We start from the raw sequence: 21,259 nt of genomic DNA, 5'->3' as shown, positions 1-21,259 counted from the left end.
ATCTATTTTTAAAATATAAATGCAGTTAAAATTTTATTAAAGAATGGTAAAATTGTTATTACTTCATTAGATCCTGATTCAGATGAAGTGTCAGGTTCTGTAGAAGGATAAGATGTTTCTGGTTCATAATAATGATAATCATAATCAGGATGATCATAATTATCAATATCAAATTCATCATCTAAATCTTCCATAGATTCATTATTATTTTTAGAATCATTAGTATCAACATAACTTACAACTGTTTCAAATGTAGAATTAGTTTCATTATTATTTAAGACTGATGTTAACTTAATAGACTTCATTAAATCTACTAATTGATTAATATCATTAGAACCAACAATAATATATATTCCCGATGGATTATAAACAGCAATATATTCATAATCAGAGAAATTTTCTAAATGAACCCTATAAAATGTAGTATTATGCAAAATTCCTGTATCTTCCGGATGTAATACTTCTTGAGTTTCAAACATCTTCTTTAAAAGACCTGCTGCAAATATATTAGTAAGAGAATTTGTTTCTATATATGATACAAATATTTCATTTTTTAAATCCTTAAATGATACAACATCTTCTGATGAACCATTTCTTATAAATTCTGCTGATGCTGGAACTTCCATAGAAAATTTATCATCAAAAGATACTATTTTTGCTTGATTAATTAAAAAAAATCCTGTAACAGCAACCGCAATAGCTAAAATTAAAACAATTACAACAATAATTATATTTCTTTTTTCCATTTTTTATCACTTAAAATTATTTTAGTTATTTATAAATAAATAAATTACCCATATAAATTAATTATATATAAAAATTTTAAAAGGTGAATAAATGCAAATTGATGTGAATATGAAAACTATTTCAATAATAATAGCTATTTTAGGTATTATTTTAGGAATAATAGGAGGAATTGATGCTATTAGATTATCTGTATTAAGTACAGATCTTGTTTGGAATGGTCTTTTAGCTTTAATAATGAGCATATTAGCTATTGTGGGAGTTTTAATCTTTAGTAAAAATATGAAAATGGGTTCTGTGCAATTTATAGTATCAGGAATTGGAATATTTATAGCTATTTACTTGTATGGAATTTATGGTGCGATTTGTCTTATTGTTGCAGGTATTTTAGGATTTGTAGCCAATATGGAATCTGATGAAGAACAAGAAGATAATAAAATGTTTTTATTATTGCCTGTTGCAACTGTAGCTATAATATTTATCGTATTAATAGGATCAGTTGCATTTGGTGCTATTGATATGTCAACAAGTTCAAATGCAATTAGTGTTGATAATATTAATTCAAACATTAAAACAGAATATGGGTCCACATCAGGAGAATTTAAAGGAAATTTACATACAGATAAAGAATTTAGTTATTTAACTGTTCAAGTTGAATTTTTTGATGAAAATGGAGTTTCTTTATCAAAAACATATGGATTTACACAAAATAATGTTAAACCCGGAGTATATGAATTTTCAGCATATTATTATGGAAGTAAAATACCTTCAAAAGCAGTTATAGAAGTTTCATCAGATTTTGGTGGAGAACCAATCTATACACATAATGTAACAATTAATTAAGTAAATTTTAATTAATTTACTTAAATTTATTTTATTAATTTTTTAATTTCATTAAGAATATGATTATAATTTTTATTTATTGATTCAATTAAATCTTTATTAAAATGATATGAACCATAATCAGCATGATTTCTTATGATTCTTAATCTATTTAATGATTCACTAATTCCTGTTTTTTTAAAAAAATCATCTTTAAAAAATTCAATAATTTCTGAATGAACATTATTCTTATTTAAATATATACCACACTCAGATTCTATATATTTTCGAGCAATCCAAAAAATTGAATAATAATATCTTCCAGCTGCAGACCTTATATAACTTTCCTTATTAATTTTTGAAAGACTTTTTGCAACATAAATAAAGTCCTTACCATCAAATGAATTCATGCCCAATCAATATTTGTAATAATTCTATGACTTTTACTATTTTTGTATAAATCAACCATTTCTATATCAATTTTATGAATATCATCCATAGCTAATGCTACATCATCATTCTGGGAAATTATAATATTTATAAGAACACAATTTAAACTTGAAAATTCAGGATCAAAATAATATTCCAAAACTAAATCATTATTTTTAAAATATTTTCTTATTATTGATTCTGATTTAATCAATATAGGATATAATTCTGTGTTATTGTCTAAATAATCTAATAAAACTTCTTTATTTTTAAAATTAAAATTAATAAGTTCTTTTTTAAAAAGAGTTGAGGGTTCAGTAGTAGTTTCTTTAATTGTAGTGTTTTGTATGTTTTTTAGCATTTAATACAACTCCTAAATTCTTAAATTATATTGTATTTTTTCTAGTATTTACAAGTATATGAAGTGTGCAAAAGCACATTTGTGCTTTTTAACTAAAAAGTCTAAATTTATAATTTTATAAGAAAATTAATAAAAGAAATAATATAAAAAATTTAACAATAGTTATGGAATCACTTGAAATAAAAGATATAATAAGTTAAAAATATTTTTTAGATAAATCCAAAGCTCATTAAAGGAATATGAATAATATCATCTTCTTTTTTAATTCTTTCATATCTAGAAGATACTAAAATACCATATTCAGAGTCATATTTATCCATAGTTTTTATTAATTGACTTTTAGTTTTATTACCAATACCTAATTCAATTGGAACTAAATCATCAAGCTTTGTTTTAATTAAAAAATCAGCCATGCCTTTTTTTGGCAGATAAAATAATCCCATAAATTTAAAAGTTGTTTTAGACATTTTATATAATGAACTAGCTACTAAATTTTCTGCTAGTTCCCCTAAGCATTTTTTATCATTAAGATTGTATCTAGCTATTTCAAAATTCATTGAAGCTTTAATTGATGGAGACAAAAAATAATAAACCCATGGTTTTCTTATGATTTTACCTGGGCCTCCGAAAGGTTTAACATTAAAGATTAATTGAGTTTTCTCTAAAATTCCTAATATTTCTCGTACTGAACTTGCAGAAATAGATAAATAATCAGCTATTTTTTGATTTGATGTTCCTTCTTGTTTTTGAAGAGCTATATATAATATTATTTGTCGTGCCAACTCTATTGTAGATGAATTTAAAGATTGTATAGAAGGAATATCTTTTAAAATAATATCTTCCACAATTGTTAATATTTTCTTATAAGATTCTTCTTCATTAAAATTTATAGTTGAAGGAAAACCTCCATATTTTAGAAAATTTTCAAATTCAATTTTAGGGTTATTATTTATTAAATTAAATTTATCATATACCTTTTTTTCACATTGAATAGCTTCGTTTATATAATCTTGACCAAAATAAATTAATTCTTGTAGTTTTTTACTAAAATTATAGTTTAAAGAAGTATTTTTTTTTAATAGTAAATAATCTTCAAAATTGTTTGGAAATATTTGTTCTTTACTAATTCTTCTTGCAACATCAGCATTAATTTCTAAATCTATAGCTGATGAACCAGTACAAACTAAAAATATATTATTTGTTGTATCATAGATTATTTTACCTGCAATTGCCCATTTTTTATCAAAATGTGCTTCATCGACGAATATGAATATTTTTTCATTTAAATAAACTTGATCAGTTTTGTGTACTTCTTTTAAAAATAAATCTACAGTTTTTAATAAATCTGTTTGAAAATATGCAGTTAATTTATCCATTGACAAGTATAAAATATTATCTTTATTAATATTTTTTTGATTTAATAAATAATCATATAATTGAAGAACTATTGTAGTTTTTCCAACACCTCGAAGACCTGGCATTACTAAAAATCTATTTTCTATGTTATTTTCTATAAAATCATCTAAATAATCCTTTATTTTATAATATTCATCTCTATGATTGAAATTTTCTATTTTTTTTAATTTTGTGTGAATATCTCTTTGTTGAGCATAAATATAAGGTGTTAAATTCTCATCTAAAAACATGTAAAATCATTCCTAATTATAAATTTATGTAAACTAATATAAATATTTACTTTTTTTTATGTGTAAAAAAACTATGTTTTTACTTATTTTTTTGTGTAAGAAAAATTATTAAAAAAAATTAGGATTTATACAAATCCATTTTTAAATATCAATGAATTCATGTAAAATCAATTTTTGCAATAATTTTTCCATAATTATTAGTTGTAGATAAATCATCCATTTCTTTATCTATTTTATGAATATCACTCATAGCTAAACTTACATCAACATCTTTAGTAATTAAAATATTAATAAATATGCAATTTAAACTTGAAGATTCCGGATCAAAATAATATTCCAAAACTAATTCATTATTTTTAAAATATTTTCTAATTATTGATTCTGATTTAATTAATATTGGATATAAATCCATGTTATTATCTAAATAATCTAATAAAACTTCTTTATTTTTAAAATTAAAATCAATAAGTTCTTTTTTTAAAAGAGTTGATCTTTCAGTAGTATTTTTTAGCATTTTAAAACAACTCCAAAAATTCTTAAATAATATTGTGTTTTTTCTAGTATTTACAACTATATGAAGTGTGCAAAAGCACATATATGCTTTTTAACTAAAATTAAAATAAATAAGTTTAATTTCTAAAATATAATCTTTTACACATTTTAAGTGTAATTACAATTATTAAAAAAAATTAGGATTAATATAAATCCATTTTTAAATATTATTTAACTAGCTTTTTAATTTCATTAAGAATATGATTATAATCATCATCAATTGATTTGATTAAATTCAAATCAAAAGAATATGAATCATAATCTGCATGATTTCTTAAATTTCTTAATCTTATTAGTGGCCTATGAATTCCATTCTTTTTATAAAATTCATCTTTAAAAAACTTAGGTATCTCAGAATGAATATTATTTTTATTTAAGTATAGGCCACACTCAGATTCTATATATTTTCTAGTTATCCAAAAAATTGAATAATAATACCTTCCAGCTGAAGATCTAATATAACTTTCTTTATTAATTTTTGAAAGACTTTTTGCAACATGAATAAAGTCTTTACCATCAAATGAATTCATGTAAAATCAATTTTTGCAATAATTCTTCCATCATCATTGCCTTTATATAAATTTGCCATTTCAATGTCGATTTTATGAATATCATCCATAGCTAAACTTACATCAACATTTTTAGTAATTAAAATAGTAATAAATATACAATTTAAGCTTGGAATCTCAGGGTCAATATAATATTCTAGAACTAAATCATTATCCTTAAAATATTTTCTTATAATTGATTTTGATTTAATTAAAATTGGATATAATTCCATATTATCTTCTAAATAGTCAAATAAAATATTTTCATTTTTAAAAGTAAAATTTGGAAGTTCTTTTTTTAAAAGAGCTGATTGTTCTCTAGTGGTTTCTTTAATTGTTGTATTTTGTATGTTTTTTAGCATTAAAACAACTCCTAATCATAATATGTTTTTTCTAGTATTTACAACTATATGAAGTGTGCAAAAGCACATTTGTGCTTTTTAACTAAAAAAAATTAATACAAAGATTTAAGTGAATTTTCAACAGAATTTGAAATACTACTCAGTCCATCTTTTAACTCACCAGTAGTATTGTTTAACAACTTTTCATAGTTTAAATTTTTATAATTTTCATTTACATCAATAGATTGTGATAATTTAATTGTTTTATCTGCATCAAAAGAACCAACAATAATAAAAATTCCATTATAATCATTTACTGAAATATAAATGTATTTAAATATTCCTAATGTTTCTAATGTTGGAACTGTATCATTATATTCTGTTTCATTTAATAGTTCATGAAAATTTATTTTATAAATAGTTGTATTGTTAATAATTATTTTTTCTTCTTGATTTTCTAAATATTCTTTAAAAGCTTTAGTAGCTAATAACTCTTCTATAGAATTTATTTCAATATAAGCTGTTCCAATTTGATTTGTGTAATCTATAAAATAAGGAATTCCTTGAGATTCATTTTTTATAAAGTTACTTGATATAGGAACATCTAAATTGTATTTATCATCAAAAGATTCTGTTTTTTCTATTGTATTTAATAAAAATACTGAAATAGCTAGTATTAAAATAATTATTATAAAAATTTTAGTTTTTTTACCCATATTAATTACCTATTAATTGTAATAACTGTATTATTTAAACCTATAACTCTAGAATAGCTAATATCACTAGCTATTTTTTGTAAAACTGAAATATTATCAAATGAATCATCACCTGTTTTATATATAGCTGGATTAAATTCTTTACCTTGATCTTTTATAGATAATATTATAGAATCCTTATTAATTCTCACAATTAAATCTATATTTTTAACTTTTGAATTGTTTTCTATAATATTTAAAAGCATTTCTTCTAATGCAAGACCAATTAATTTAGATTCTTTATCATTTACACCTTTACTTTTTGTAAAGTCAATTAATTTCTCTGATAAATTAATTATATCTTTTTTATTATTTTTAACTGTTAAATCTAAAAATTCTTCTTCTTTATTTTTTGGAATCATGAAAATATTAGAGATTTTACATTTATGTTTTTTATTAATATATATTACAGATATTAAAATAATTAAAATTGTAGCTATCTCTGCAATAGAAAATGATAACCAGATTCCATTAATTCCTAAAAATGAAGATAGAATATATGCAAATGATAATGGGAATACTAATCCTTGTAAAAGTGAAATTAAAAAGGAATATAAATTTTTTTGAATAGATTGCAGGTAAAATATATATAAAAATGTAATAGCAGTTCCTAAGTAACTTATTGAAAATAATCTAATTGCATTTTTTGTAACTTCTATATTTATTGCACCTTTAACTGAATAAAGAGTGGTTAAAATATCAGGACAGATTATGAATAATGTAGCTAAAATAAGACTTGATGATAAGACTATTTTTAATGCTTTAAATATTGTGTGTTTAACACCTGAGTAGTCTTTTTCTTTATAATATACAGATACAATTGGAAGCATAGATTGTGATGTTCCAATTAAGAAAATATATAAAATATATAATGAGTTATAACATATTGAAAATGCAACAAGTCCTGGTGCTCCTATTACCATAGCAATAATTGTATTAAAAAATAATACTTTAATAGTTAAAAATAGCTGGCTTGATGCTCCAGGAAAACCTGAATAGATAATATTTTTATAAAATTTTAATATTTTAGTGAATTTAAACTTCATAGGTGATATAAAATGAAGAGTTCTTTCTTTATTTACAAAATACTGACTAATGAATATAGATCCAATAATATAACCAAGACTTGTAGCAAGAGCTGCACCACCTACATCCATTCCTAAGACCAAAATAAATACTAAATCAAAAATTAAATTAACAATATTTGCAATAAGTAATGCTTTAAAAGATAAATTTGGTTTTCCATCAGCTCTTATAAAGTATGAAATACACATTATAAAAGATAAAAATGGAAAAGAAATTAAAAGATAGCTTAAAAATTCTTTAACAGATGGAATTATAGAACTATCATGACATAATAAATTAACAACCGCATCCATATTAAAAAAACAAATAGCTGAGATGATTATCCCTATAATTACAAGTAAAGCTAGTGAAAGTGTAAAATACAAATCACTATCTTCTGTTTTATATTCTGTTTTAGAAATTGAACTTAATAGAGATCCTCCAAGACCTATCATCCAATAAAGTAAATTAATAAATGTAATTATTGGTAAAACTACCTGAATAACAGATAAATTAATTGAACCTAAAGTAAAACTTACAATTAAACCATCTACAAATGTAGAAATATTCATTGCAAGTGACATAAATAATGTAGGTAAGAAAAATTCTTTAAATTTTTCATTTAATAAATCATATCGTCTTTTATAAGTTTCCATATTATCACGTTAATATTCAAAGAAATTTAACTCATCTAAATGTTTTATAAACATATTAAGATATTCCTTATCTACTAAAGGCCAATGAACTCCTAATCTATAAAGAACTTGTACAGTAAAATCATTTGAAACTTTTACAAGTCCTCTGTTTTTTGATTTACCCATACCAACAGCTGTAAGTAAACCAGATATTCCTTTTTCTTTAGTTTTATCATCTTTAGCTTCTTGGAATGCTTTTTCATATTCGGCGTTTTCTACTGCTTCTATTTTAAATCCTTGAGATGTCATTATATCTAAAATATCTGAGAAGAAAACTACATGACTATTATAAACATGGAAAATAATTGAGTTTTTAGGAGTAGATGATAAAGCTAAAACAGCTTTTGCAACTACATCAATAGGTGTAAGTTCAGTTGGAGATGAAAGTAAATTATAAGACATTTTTCCAATAGTATTAAAAGCTTTAAGTCTATTTACAAATCCATTAGATTTAAAATTGATTTGAAATTCGCTATCAGAAGACCTTGCCATTAAATTACCCACTCTCATTATCTTAGCATCAATTCCATCATCAACAACCTTTTCAAGAATTTCCCTTTCAGCTAAAAATTTACTGCTTAAATATTTATTATCTAAAACTTGACCTTCATAAAGTGTTTTTTCATTAAAATCCAAATCTTCTGGAGGAAAATTATTAATACTTTCTCCTGCAACACTTGTTGTTGAAATTTGAATAAATTTACAATCTTTTGCTTTTACAAAATCTAGACAATTTTTTACTCCACCAATATTAATATCTTCAATATCTGTTCCTGATGAGAAGTGTTTTACATTAGCAGCACAATTAATTACAGTATCAATATCAAATGATAAGGCTTTTGTAAAATCATCAGGATTTGTAATATCTCCTTCAATAATATGAATTCTAGAACCAAATAGTTCTTCATAGTTATTACTGAAATAATAAAATAATAATATTTTTAAACGATCTTCTGATGAGGTTAACTCAGTTTTTCTAAGCATACAATAAATATTACCTTTTTCAGATTCTAAAAATTCTTTTAAAACATGTATTCCGAAAAATCCTGTAGCACCTGTTAGTAAAACATTACCAATTTCAGTTTTTGATCCTTTTAAAAAGTTATTCATTGTATTTTCTTTTAAAATATCATTTATTTTACTATAATCATAATCAGCTTCTGGTGTGAGATTTTTATCTTGATTTGAATTTAATATATGATTAGCAAGTAATCTTGGAGTAGGATTTTGGAATACATCAGCATATTTTAGTTCAAAATCATTTTTAGATGATTCTAATACAATTTTTGTAACAAGGAGTGAAGTTCCTCCCAACTCAAAAAAGTTATCAGTTACTCCAACTTCTTCAATATTCAGAATATCTTCAAAAATAGATGCAAAAAGTGCTTCAGTATCATTTTCAGGAGCTATATAATCCCATTGAATTTCTACCTCTGGTAGATTTTTAATATCAATTTTTCCATTTAAAGTTTGAGGAAATTTCTCTAATTCAGTGTAAATTGTTGGAACCATATAAGGAACAAGTGTTTTAGATATTTTAGATTTTAAATCATCAATATTAATTGAATAATCTTTATCATAGGATTTAATATTATCATCAACTGTGAAATAAGCACATAAATGATCATTTCCTTTAACTTTTTTAACTACAACAACAATTTTATTAATTCCATCATATTTAGAAATTGCATTTTCAATTTCACCAATTTCTATTCTTAATCCTCTAAGTTTAATCTGATTATCTAATCTTCCTAAAATAACAACTTCACCATTATCTTCAAATTTTCCAAAATCTCCAGATTTATAGTAAAGAATATCATTAATAGTAACATATCTTTCTTTGTTTAATTTTTCCCTATTAATATATCCTTTAGAAACACCTTCACCAGCAATATATAATTCTCCTACAATTCCATTAGGTAATGGATTTGCATCTTCATCCATAACCTTTTCATAAACATTAAAAAGAGTTTTACCAACAGAAATATTTTTAGGAGATTCTAATGGCTTCATATTAGAAGATATTGTTATCTCAGTAGGACCATATACATTATAAATTCCAGATTCTTTATAATCTTTTAAATTTTTACCTAAACATCCCTCAATTGAATTATAAAGAGTAGGTGAAAACTGTTCTCCCCCAATAAATACCATAGCACAGTTTTTCATAACTTCTCTAAATTCATCTATTTCTAAATATTGTAATATCCTAGATGGTGTTCCACTTATTACATCAACATTTGTGTTTTTCATCAAATCAACAAGAGCTAAAGGGTTTTTAGATTCTTCTTCATTTGCAAAAACTAAAGTTAAACCATTTAAAAGAGTAGAAAAGACTTCATGAATAAAAATATCAAAAGCCACAGTTGTAATTGAAACAGCACGATTTCCTTTTTGAATTAAATCATAAATATAATTATTTTGAGGTGCAGGATAACAATAATTTATTAAATTACCATGAGAGAGCATGACCCCTTTTGGAAGACCGGTTGAACCTGATGTATAAATAATATACGCTACATCGTCTTTTGACAGGTTAGGATTAGGATTACTTGTTTTATTTTCTTGTAATAGCTCATCTATATCTAATGCACCTTTTAAATCATTACCTTTGTGAGTTATAACAAATTTAGCAGAGCTATCATTAAAAACATGCTCAATTCTATCTTCAGGATATTCTGGGTCGATTGAAATAAATGCTGCTCCTGTTTTTAATATTCCTAAAATTGTAGAAATTAATCTACTATCTCTTTTAAGAATAAACATTACAGTATCATCTTTTTTAACTCCGTTTTCAATAAGATTATTAGCTATAATATTTGCTTTTTTATTTAGCATGTCGTATGTAAATTCACCATCAGTTGCAATTAATGCTAAATCATTTTTATGAAGATTAACTTGATTTTCAAATTGTTTATTTAATAAATGCTCTTCAATTTCTTGAATAGAATTTTTAAAGTCTTGATCTCCTTTAAAATCATCTTCAACAATAGAGAGATCTTTAATAAATTTATTTTCAAACTCATCTTTATTAAATGATAAAAATTTATTTAAAACAACATCAATACTATCTAAAAATAGATTAGTTAATTTATCAGAATATAGAGCATCATTATATTGCAGAGAAACTTTGTATTGATTATTTATTTCAACTACATTAATACTTAGTTTAAATTTTAAAGAATCAGAATCTAGGCTTTCTCTTTGGAATTTTTCCCCATTAATTTTTACTTCTTCAATAATTTTTCCATGATATGCATAAAAAAAGTCAGGAAATATATCATATTTAGCTGATATTTTAGTAAATGGATAAACATCATATTTAAAGACATTTAACCAATTTTCATTAACATATTTGAAAAATTCTAAAATAGTTTTTGATGAATCGATTTTTAATACTAATGGTAATGTTTTAACCATCATAGCTAAAGTATTTGAAAATTTAGGATTGCTTCTACCACTTGAAACTGTAGATATTAAAAGATCTTTATTATAAATAAATTTACTTAATGAGATAGCTGTTGCAGATAAAAATATATTATTTTGAGATATATTAAGGTCTTTAGACAAATTATCTATTTTTTCTTTTGATAAAAATTTATGTTTTTCTTGAACTACACCATCTTCTTCTAGTCCATCTAAATCAGGTGAGATAATTGAAGCATTATCAAAATCAGCAATTTGTTTTTCAAAATATTTTTCACTATCTTTATAAATATCAATTAATTCAATATTTTCTTCATATAAACTATAATCAAATCCATTAAACTTCTCACTTATAACATTAAGCCCATCATAAACTTTTCCAATATCATTAAAGAGAATATTTAAAGAAGTACCATCTAAAATTATATGATGAAAATCAGCAAGTAAAACTGGAGCTTCAGGTGTATCATATATTTTAAATCTAATTAATGGCCCATCAAATAATGAAAAAGGTTTTATAAAATTATTTATTTCATCTTGAGAAATTGATTTATCTATTTTTTCAATTTCTATAAGTTTATTAAAATCAATGTTTTTTATTTCTTCTTGATATATATCAGCGTCTTTTGATAATAATCTAGTTTTTAAATAAGGATGTTTATTTATAGTTTCAACTATTGAATCTTTAAGTTTTTTACTATCAATATCTTTATTAAATCTAATTAATTTTGGAAGATTATAATTTAATTCATTTGGTTTTTTAATACAATCAAAATAAACTCCTAATTGATTTTGAGTTAAAGGATAAAAATCTTTATTACTATCTGTTATAAAATCATTATCATCTTTAGCATATTTTTCAAGCTCTTTTGCAATTTCTTTAATAGTATTAGAATCCATTAAATTTGCAAGAGGAATATTTATATCATATTTATCTGAAATTTTAGAAATTAACCTAATAATTGATAAAGAACTAAGTCCTAAACTAAATAAATCTGAATTTATACCAAAAGAATCAGTTTCAAGAATTTCACTAACTAAATCAAAAATTCCTTTTTCATATTCTGTTTCAGGTTTAATAAGTTTTTCATTAAAAGCATCATCAAGTGACGGTTCTGGTAAGTTTTTAAAATCTGTTTTTCCATTAGGGGTTTTGGGAAACTTATCTAATTTGATTAAATAAGGTGGAACCATATATTTAGGTAATTTTTTAAATAAATAATCCCTTAAATCATCAATAGAAACTGATGCATTAAATTCTGTAAAATATCCGCAAAGTTGTTTTTCACCATGAATATCTTTTGCAATAACAACAGATGCATTAACACCATCGTAGGAACTTATTGTATTTTCGATATCTTCTAATTCAATTCTTAAACCCCGAATTTTAACTTGATTATCACTACGGCCTAGAACAAATAATTCTCCTTTATTATCTCTTTTTGCAAAATCTCCAGTATTATAAAAAGGAATATCATCAATTTTTAAAAAGGATTTTTTAGTTAATTTATCATTGTTCAGGTAACCTTTAGCTATTCCTGCACCACCAACATATAGCTCACCAATCACATTAGAAGGTAAAGGATTTCCATCTATATCCATAATATTATCTACAACATTTAACATGGGCCAACCTGCAGAGATTGTATCATTTTTAAGAAGTTTACCATGAGATGCTATTGTAACTTCTGTTGGACCATAAGAATTGTAAATTAATGCATCAGTGTATTTTCTAAGTAAAGTGTATAAATTTGAAGGAAAACCTTCTCCTCCTACAATTAAATATTTAAAATTATCTAAAACATCTTGAAATTCTTTAATTTCTAAATATTCTAATAATCTTGTAGGAGTAGATCCAAATCCATCTGCATCATATTTTTTAGCTAATTTTACAAATTCATAAGGATTAATTGATTGTTCTTCATCTGCAAAAATAACTGGAACTTCATTTAAAATTGTTGCAAATATTTCTCTGAAAAATACAATAAATGAAACTGTAGAAATAGAAATAAATTTAGTAACGTTTTTAATAAGTCCATCAATTGGACAATTTAAAGCATTATTATTTATATAATTTGTAATTCCAGAATGTGTTAACATTACTCCTTTAGGACGTCCTGTAGAACCTGATGTATAAATCATGAAACATAAATTATCTGGTTTTAAAGAAATATCAGGATTTTTAGTGTTTTCTTCTTTAATTAATTCATTGAATTCTATAGAATTTTTAAAAGAAAAATCATCATTATTTAAATTATTTATAATATATTTAGCATTTGAATCTTCTAAAATTTGATTAATTCTCTCTTCAGGATATTTTGGATCGATTGGAATAGCACAAGCACCAGATTTAATAATTCCAAAAACAGTACAAATAAGATTACTATCTCTTTTCATTATAAAAGGAATTTTATCTTCAATTTTAACTCCTTTTTTAATTAATCCATTAGCTATTTTATTTGATTTTTCATTTAACTCATTAAAAGTCAGTCCATCATCATTAGAATATAAAATAATCTTATCTTTATTATTTAAAACCTTATTTTCTAAAAGTTTTGATATAATAGCTTCATCTTTTAATTCTATTTTAAAATCGTTTAAATGATTGTTATTTTTTGATATGCTAATATTTTTTAAGGTTTTCTTAGGATTACTTATAAAATCTTTGGTTAATAGTATAAGTGAATCGAGAAATGTATTAACTATATCTTTTGAATATAATTTTTTATTATAACTTGCAATAATAACATATTCATCTAAATCTTCTTTAATAGAAATTGAAAAATCAGAATTACTAATCATATGATTTATTTCATTATTTTCTAAAGAAAAGAAGTTAAATAAAAACTTAGAATCAAAATCATTTGTTTTCTCATTAGTTAAAGGATAATTAGCATAATTAATAGAATTTAATTTATCTTTAATTAGATTTAGATATTCTTCAACAGAATTATCTGTATTAATCTTTAATCCAAAAGGTAACTCATTAAAATCATTTAAAAAGGTATTATTTTTAATGTTTCTATTAAAAATTGATGAAATTAAAATATCTTTTGAGAAGACAAATTTAGACATATTAAATAATGTACTAGATAAAAATAGCTCTTCATTAGATATATTTTTATTTTTAGAAAACCTAGAAATTTCTGTTTTATTTATTGATTTAAAAGTATTTTCAAGTTCAAAATCATTATTTTGATTATTTATATCATTTGGAATAATAGATACATCATCAAAATCATTAATTAAATCTTTAAAAAACTTTTCTCCTTTAAAAAATTCATTATCACTTACAACATAGCTATTAAGTTTTTTAGAAGAATCTTCTGTTAATTGATTTAAAAGACCTATAATCCCATCAGCTATTTTTTTAATCTCATTAGAAGACATGTAATTTTTATTATATTCAAATAGAAGATTTTGAAGGCCGTTTGCATCATCACAAGATTTATTTATTCTTATATGAAATGGAAATTCTGTTTCTTGTCTAATATCTAACATTTGGAAGTTTTTAATATCTCCAATAGAATTAGAAACTATTGAAAACATTGAAAGTTTAGCTGGATTAAGATCATTTTTTTGTAAATCAGCAGAATATTTATCAAAAGATAGCTTACCATGAGATAGACCTTTTTTTAAAATTTCTTTTGTATAAATTAAGTATTCTTTAAAAGTTTTATTTTCATCAAAATCAAGTTTAAGAGGAAGCATATTAACAAACATGCCAATAGCATCATTAAATTCTTCACCAAAATTTCTACCATGATATGATGAGTTCCAAACCATTTGCGTGTAATCAGTTGATTTGAAAAAATACAAAGAAACAGCAGAAAGTGCTAAGATAAAAGGGGAAATGTTTGTATTACATATTTTTGAGAAATCTTTTGATTTTTCAATTAAATCATCTTCAAGGGTCTTCTCAAAATATCCAACAGATGAATCTTCAAATTCATAAAAACTAGAATTATAATCTTTTAAATTATTAATCCAAAATTCTTTATCTTTTTTTGCATCATTAGATTTTAAATATTCTTTTTCTTTTTCAACATATGAAGAATAATCTTGATTATTAAATTCGAATTTTTTATTATTTTTTAATGAATCAACACAATTACTTAGGTTTTTTGCAAAAATAGTAGCTGATGTTCCATCAATTAAAATATGGTGCATAAAAAAAACTACATGACATTTATTTGCATCTTTTAAAATAAATATTCTATAAAGAGCTTCATCAAAAATAGAAAATGTGAAATTATCATAATAATCAATAATAAAATCATTAAGGCTCATATTTATTTTAGATAAATCAATGATTTCGTATTTTTTAGCTTCTTGTGTATGATATTGATAAAAAGTAGAATTATCTCTTTTACCAATTCTTAAATTTAAATTACCACTTATTAGAATGTTTAAAGATTTTTTAATGTAATTTAAATCCTCAATTGAATAATCTGCTTTAAAAGTAAGCCAATATGTTTTACTTTCTGGTTTTTTTATCTGTGTTATTAAAGTTCGCTTTTGAGAACTAGATAAATCAAAACTTTTCAAAAAAAAATACCCCCAAATACTTTTAATAAATATTTTAAATTTAAAACATATATTTTTATTGTAAAAATTATGCTTCTATTTAAATTGATAAAAAATCATTAATTAAGTCTAAATCTATTCGAGTTAATTTTAAATTATCATCATAAGAACAAGTAGCTATTTTATAATTATTAAAGTTGAATGAATTTAATTTAAGGTCTTTACAATTATTTTCTTTAAAAATTACATTAAAATTTTCCCCATCATACACTGAAAAATCATTTAAATTCAAATTAAATCCTTTTGATGTGAATTTCATGAAACTTTCTTTTAATGTCCAAAGTTTATAAAAATCATCAATTTTATTATTACTTTTTAAAATAAGTTCATATTCATCTTTAAAAAAGAATTTCCTTGCAATATCTAAATCAATATCTTTAATTTTTTCTATATCAACACCTACTTCTTTAGTTGATATTGCACATATAACAAAATTATCAGAATGTGAAATATTAAAAAAAACATCTTTAGAATTTATTAAATAAGGTTTTCCATAGCTATTTTTAGAAAATTTAGGATTGTTAATATTTAATTTAGATAAACCATATCTAAGTAGTAATTCAGATCCATAAGATAATTTTTTATCTTTTTTAAAGTGAAAATTATTTGTTTTAATTCTTCTTTCCTTTGATATAAATTTTTCATATAGTTCATAATCTAGAGAAGAAACATCCATAATATATAACATCTTAATTATATTATTTTTAAGATATTATTTAATTTTGATGTAAATTTTAAATTAAAATAAAAATTTAAATATAATATTTTATTAATAATTAAGTAGATGAGGTTTTTAAAATGGAAGTAATTAAAAATAAAGAGAATAATCAGTTAAATTTAAAAATCATCGGTAGATTAGATGCAAATACTGCTCCTGAATTGGAAGAAGAAATAAATAATGAATGTGAATCAATTACTTTACTTGTTTTAGATTTAGAAGAGTTGATGTATATTTCTAGTGCAGGACTTCGAACAATTTTAGCATCAGAGAAGATGATGAGGCAAAAAGGAGAATTACAAATCAAAAATGTTAATTCTTTTGTTATGGAGATTTTTACAGCTACTGGATTTAAAGACAAATTAAATATTCAATAATAGGCAAATAATTATGGATGAATTAATTGTAAAAAATAATAAAGAAGAATTAATTACTATAAATAACTTTATTAAAGATAAATTAACTAATTATAAGTTTATTGATATAAATTATAAATTAGAGCTTGAAATAGCTATTGAAGAAATCTTTATAAATATAGTTAATCATGGACATGATACTAATGAAATAACAATTAGATTAGCTATTAAAGAAAATCCTTTAACTTTTATTATTAGTTTTATAGATACAGGATCAAAATACAATCCATTAGAGAAGGAAGATCCTGATATTACCCTTGAAATGGAAGACCGCTCTCTTGGAGGTCTTGGAATATTTCTTATGAAAAAAAATACTGATAATATTTCATATGATTATAAAAATAATAAAAACATTCTAACTATTTGGAAAATATTAGAAGATCAACATGAATAAAATTAAAAGCCTCAAATCAAAAATAATTACAACATTAGCTTGCACTTTAATTTATTTTATAACTGGAACTTTATTTCAAACATTTTTTTATACATCAGAAATATTTGAATTTCAAATAACAAATGGATTACCTATAGCTTTTGGATTATTATTTGGACCATATGGTGCATTAGGTATTCTAATTGGAGATTTTTTCTTAAAGTTTTCTCAAGGCCATAATCTTGAAATAATTATTTTAAGTCCTATAATACACTTTATAGGAGGATATATTTCTTATAAGATATGGTATTCAATAAAAATATCTGAAGATATGGAAATTCCTAGATTAAATAATGTTAATAGCTTAATAAAACTTTTAATAGTTATTATAATAAGTAGTATTGTTATATCAGCTATGTTTGGATTTATAAGTGATACATTAATTATTTCAAACTTAGAAATTCTTGATAATTTATATTATTTTTTCAGTGTTTTTGATTATTCAATTATTTTAGCTGTAATACTTATTAGTATAACAAGTTTTTATAAAATACCTTTATCAATACCTTCCATAAATAAAAAACCTCGATTTAACTTAAAGTTTTTTAATGTATCGTTAATTATAGCTATAGGACTTAATATAATATATATAATTTATTATTTCTTTTTTGGAGAAAGTTCTATGGAACTTTTAATAGCTATTGTTTTTAGTGTGCTAATTATAATTTATTGTTTAAAGCCATTAAAAGAGAAAATAAAAGAAAAATACTATTATAAGGTGCCTTTAACTGAGAAATTAATAATATCCATTATAGCAACAGGAGTTGTCTTATCTATATTAATTTGCAGTATTGTTTATTTAAATACATTAACAATTTTTAAAAATAATTTCGATTTTTGGCAAGTAATATTTTTTTATATAACTATAATTTTAGCATTATTTTACCTGTTAAGTATAGTATTATTAAAGTACATTGAAAAGAACATATCTTATCCTATTGAGCTATTATCTTCACTATCAATGGAGTACATTAAAACAAATAATAGTTTAAAAATAATTGAAAAACTTGAAATCTATTGTAATGATAAAAATGAAGTTGGAATCTTATTAAATTCATTTAAAGACATGTTAATAGATTTTGAAAAATATTTAGAAAAATTAAAAGAAATAACAAGTGAAAAGGAAAAAAGAAAAACTGAATTAGAAATAGCATATAATATTCAAAGCTCACAAATTCCAAAAAACTTTAAAGATTTCTCAACTGAAAAATATGATATTTATGGAATTAATATTCCAGCAAAAGAAGTTGGTGGAGATTTTTATGACTTCTTTTTAATTGATGATGATCATTTAGCTATTATAATAGCTGATGTATCAGGTAAGGGAATTCCTGCTGCATTATTTATGATGGCATCAAAAACATTAATTAATGATACTACTGCACTCAGTAAAAAGCCATCAGAAATCTTTTATGAGGTTAATAATTTATTATGTGAGAATAATGATGAGAATATGTTTGTAACTTCTTGGATGGGAATTCTTGAGATAAGTTCTGGAAAACTTACATACACTAATGCAGGTCATGAAAATCCATTAGTTTATGAAAATAATAAATACAGCACATTAGAATCAAAACCTCATTTTATACTTGGAGGATTTGAAGATATTGATTATGAAGATAAAACTATTTGTTTAAAGAAAAATAATAGAATATTTTTATATACTGATGGCATAACAGAAGCAAATAATAAAAATAATGAATTATTTGGTGTCAACAGACTTATTGAAACTTTAAATAAATATGAAAATGAAGATATTGAAAGTTTAATAATAAAAATTAAAGAAGAACTTGAAAGGTTTACTGAAGACACAGAGCAATTTGATGATATTACAATGCTAATATTAGAATATAAGTAGGTATTATTATGGAAAATAATTTAAAAAATAGTGATTTAAAAAATAAAGCTAAAATAATGATAATATGTATTATAACTTATGTTATTGTTAATCTTACTTTTAAATATTTTTTCCAAATTGTTCCAATTACAGAACTTAGACCATCTGCAGCATTAACACCTAGTTTTGGATTATTATTTGGACCAATAGGTGCATTAAGTGCAGCTATTGGGAATTTAATAGGAGACATTTATTCAGGCTATTCCATAGAAGTATGTGTAATTGGATTTTTAGCTCAATTTTTATATGGATATATTCCTTATAAGATGTGGTATAGCATAAAAGTTAAAGATGAAATTACACATCCTCGATTAAATACTGTATATAATCTTATAAAGTATTTTATAATTGTATTTGTAAATTCCGCAATAATGACTTGTTTATTAGGATTTTTACTAGATAGTGTTAAAGTATCCCAATTTATATCATTTGAAAGCTTGTTGATTGAATTTAATAACTTAAACTTTACATTAACTTTAGGAGCATTAATAATAATTATTGCAAATATAATGCGTTTTAAGTTATATATTCCTAATGAAAATTATGGAAAATCTTCTAAAATTTTTAATTTATCATTAATTAGTGGATTATTAATAGGATTAGGATATTTAATTTATTCAATTGTTTATATAAATGATTTTGATTCTGAAATTTACATAATTGGGACTATATTTTATATATTGATTATTTTCTATACATTAAAACCAATAAATAATAAAATTAAGGTTAATAAAAGTAAATTGAAAGTTTCATTAAGTGAAAAATTAATTATTATTTTTATTACAATAGGAGTAGTAGTTGCATTTCTAACTGGAATGATCTTATTATCTGAAAATTACAGTGAATATGGAAGCATAATGTTTTGGGAGAAAATATATATAAGTATTGGATTTATAATAAGTATTTCTTATTTAATAGCTATTATATTTTTATATAAAATTGAAAAAGATATTGCAAAGCCAATAGAAGCTATTTCTGATTTAACAGCAAGCTATGTTAATGAAATTGATGAAAATACTGATTATGTACTTGATGATATAGAAAAATATTCTAGCTATGATGATGAAATTGGAACATTATCTAAATCTTTAATATTTCTAATGAAAAAACTAGAAAATTATAAAGATGATGTCGAAAAGGAAACTGCTGATAAAGAACGTTTAAAAACTGAAATAAAGATAGGTAGGAAAATTCAAAAAACATTACTACCTAAAACATTTCCTGATACTGATAAATTTGAAATAATTGGGTTAAATTCTTCATCAGATGATTTTAAAGGAGATTTTTATGATTATATTATAATTAATGATGAAAAGCTAGCTATTTTAATTGCAGAGCCCTTAGATTATGGAATTGGATCAACATTATTTATGATGAGAGTTAAAACTTTGATTAAAAATTCTATTAAAATTGGAAATTCTCTATCTGACAGCTTTTTTAAATTAAATAATAAAATTTATGAAAATAATAATGAAAAAATGCAACTTAAGCTATTTTTAGGGATTTTAGATTTGAAAAGTAATGAATTTTCATATATAAATGCTGGTTTTAATGATCCTATAATTTTAAAAGATGGTGGGTTTGAAGTTTTAAAAAGTTTTAAAAATGAAGTTTTAGGATTAAATAAAGATGTTGAATATAAATTTGATTTGTTTGAATTAGAAAATAATGATTTGATTTGTTCATATAATAATTCAAAATTAAAAAAAGATATTTTGAAAGTTTTTAATCAGTGTAATGTTAATGATTTTGAAATGTGTTTTAACCAAATATTAAATGAAAATCCTAATTTTAAGATGATGATATTAGAGAAAAAATAAAATT

At 22.7% G+C, this 21,259-nt stretch carries 16 protein-coding genes; 5 read left to right on the top strand and 11 right to left on the bottom strand.

Translation table 11 applies throughout. The annotated features are described in order from the left end of the window. Window positions 1-8 precede the first annotated feature (8 nt). On the bottom strand, window positions 9-746 hold the full coding sequence (locus ACA134_RS03595; protein WP_409200816.1) for a hypothetical protein: 738 nt from the start codon (window positions 744-746) through the stop codon (window positions 9-11). Between the two features lie 91 nt (window positions 747-837). On the opposite strand from ACA134_RS03595, the gene ACA134_RS03590 reads away from it, so the two are divergent. Next, a complete protein-coding gene (locus tag ACA134_RS03590) occupies window positions 838-1,587 on the top strand; it encodes a hypothetical protein (RefSeq protein WP_409200815.1) in 750 nt (249 codons plus the stop codon). Between the two features lie 26 nt (window positions 1,588-1,613). On the opposite strand, the gene ACA134_RS03585 is transcribed toward ACA134_RS03590, so the two are convergent. From ACA134_RS03585 to ACA134_RS03540, 10 genes are all read right to left on the bottom strand, one after another. Then, the gene (locus ACA134_RS03585; RefSeq protein WP_409200814.1) at window positions 1,614-1,976 is read right to left on the bottom strand and encodes a hypothetical protein; all 363 of its coding nucleotides are present in this window, start codon (window positions 1,974-1,976) and stop codon (window positions 1,614-1,616) included. Then, window positions 1,973-2,356, bottom strand: a complete 384-nt coding sequence (locus ACA134_RS03580) for a hypothetical protein (protein ID WP_409200813.1) — start codon at window positions 2,354-2,356, stop codon at window positions 1,973-1,975. Before ACA134_RS03580 ends, ACA134_RS03585 begins: the two co-directional genes overlap by 4 nt. A gap of 209 nt (window positions 2,357-2,565) precedes the next feature. After that, complete coding sequence (locus tag ACA134_RS03575) at window positions 2,566-4,002, bottom strand: ATP-binding protein (protein WP_409200812.1); 1,437 nt, start codon at window positions 4,000-4,002, stop codon at window positions 2,566-2,568. Between the two features lie 157 nt (window positions 4,003-4,159). After that, window positions 4,160-4,516 carry a hypothetical protein gene (locus ACA134_RS03570; RefSeq protein WP_409200811.1) on the bottom strand — a complete coding sequence of 119 codons (357 nt, stop codon included), beginning with the start codon at window positions 4,514-4,516 and terminating at the stop codon, window positions 4,160-4,162. A 205-nt stretch (window positions 4,517-4,721) separates the two neighbouring features. Beyond that, a complete protein-coding gene (locus tag ACA134_RS03565) occupies window positions 4,722-5,084 on the bottom strand; it encodes a hypothetical protein (RefSeq protein ID WP_409200810.1) in 363 nt (120 codons plus the stop codon). Then, a complete protein-coding gene (locus ACA134_RS03560; RefSeq protein WP_409200809.1) occupies window positions 5,081-5,464 on the bottom strand; it encodes a hypothetical protein in 384 nt (127 codons plus the stop codon). Before ACA134_RS03560 ends, ACA134_RS03565 begins: the two co-directional genes overlap by 4 nt. 92 nt (window positions 5,465-5,556) lie before the next feature. Next, window positions 5,557-6,159 (bottom strand): hypothetical protein, encoded by a 603-nt coding sequence (locus tag ACA134_RS03555; RefSeq protein WP_409200808.1) that lies wholly within the window; start codon window positions 6,157-6,159, stop codon window positions 5,557-5,559. A gap of 5 nt (window positions 6,160-6,164) precedes the next feature. Next, window positions 6,165-7,919: an MATE family efflux transporter gene (locus tag ACA134_RS03550; RefSeq protein ID WP_409200807.1), complete on the bottom strand. Its 1,755-nt coding sequence runs from the start codon at window positions 7,917-7,919 to the stop codon at window positions 6,165-6,167. A 9-nt stretch (window positions 7,920-7,928) separates the two neighbouring features. Then, window positions 7,929-15,932: an amino acid adenylation domain-containing protein gene (locus ACA134_RS03545; RefSeq protein WP_409200806.1), complete on the bottom strand. Its 8,004-nt coding sequence runs from the start codon at window positions 15,930-15,932 to the stop codon at window positions 7,929-7,931. A 79-nt stretch (window positions 15,933-16,011) separates the two neighbouring features. Then, window positions 16,012-16,647: a 4'-phosphopantetheinyl transferase family protein gene (locus ACA134_RS03540; RefSeq protein ID WP_409200805.1), complete on the bottom strand. Its 636-nt coding sequence runs from the start codon at window positions 16,645-16,647 to the stop codon at window positions 16,012-16,014. Between the two features lie 122 nt (window positions 16,648-16,769). On the opposite strand from ACA134_RS03540, the gene ACA134_RS03535 reads away from it, so the two are divergent. Genes ACA134_RS03535 through ACA134_RS03520 form a run of 4 tightly spaced genes read left to right on the top strand, consistent with a single transcriptional unit; the run spans window position 16,770 to window position 21,255 of the window. After that, window positions 16,770-17,066 (top strand): STAS domain-containing protein, encoded by a 297-nt coding sequence (locus ACA134_RS03535; RefSeq protein ID WP_409200804.1) that lies wholly within the window; start codon window positions 16,770-16,772, stop codon window positions 17,064-17,066. A 13-nt stretch (window positions 17,067-17,079) separates the two neighbouring features. Beyond that, window positions 17,080-17,499 carry an ATP-binding protein gene (locus ACA134_RS03530; protein ID WP_409200803.1) on the top strand — a complete coding sequence of 140 codons (420 nt, stop codon included), beginning with the start codon at window positions 17,080-17,082 and terminating at the stop codon, window positions 17,497-17,499. After that, window positions 17,492-19,396 (top strand): PP2C family protein-serine/threonine phosphatase, encoded by a 1,905-nt coding sequence (locus ACA134_RS03525; protein WP_409200802.1) that lies wholly within the window; start codon window positions 17,492-17,494, stop codon window positions 19,394-19,396. The genes ACA134_RS03530 and ACA134_RS03525 overlap by 8 nt, the downstream gene beginning before the upstream one ends. A gap of 8 nt (window positions 19,397-19,404) precedes the next feature. Continuing rightward, complete coding sequence (locus ACA134_RS03520; RefSeq protein WP_409200801.1) at window positions 19,405-21,255, top strand: SpoIIE family protein phosphatase; 1,851 nt, start codon at window positions 19,405-19,407, stop codon at window positions 21,253-21,255. Window positions 21,256-21,259 lie beyond the last annotated feature (4 nt).

Origin of the sequence: Methanobrevibacter sp. DSM 116169 (assembly GCF_046197865.1) — an archaeon.
In the GTDB taxonomy this organism is placed as follows: domain Archaea; phylum Methanobacteriota; class Methanobacteria; order Methanobacteriales; family Methanobacteriaceae; genus JAHKLT01.
Note: the sequence above shows the minus strand (reverse complement) of the source record. Positions and strands in the feature narration are given on the sequence as shown.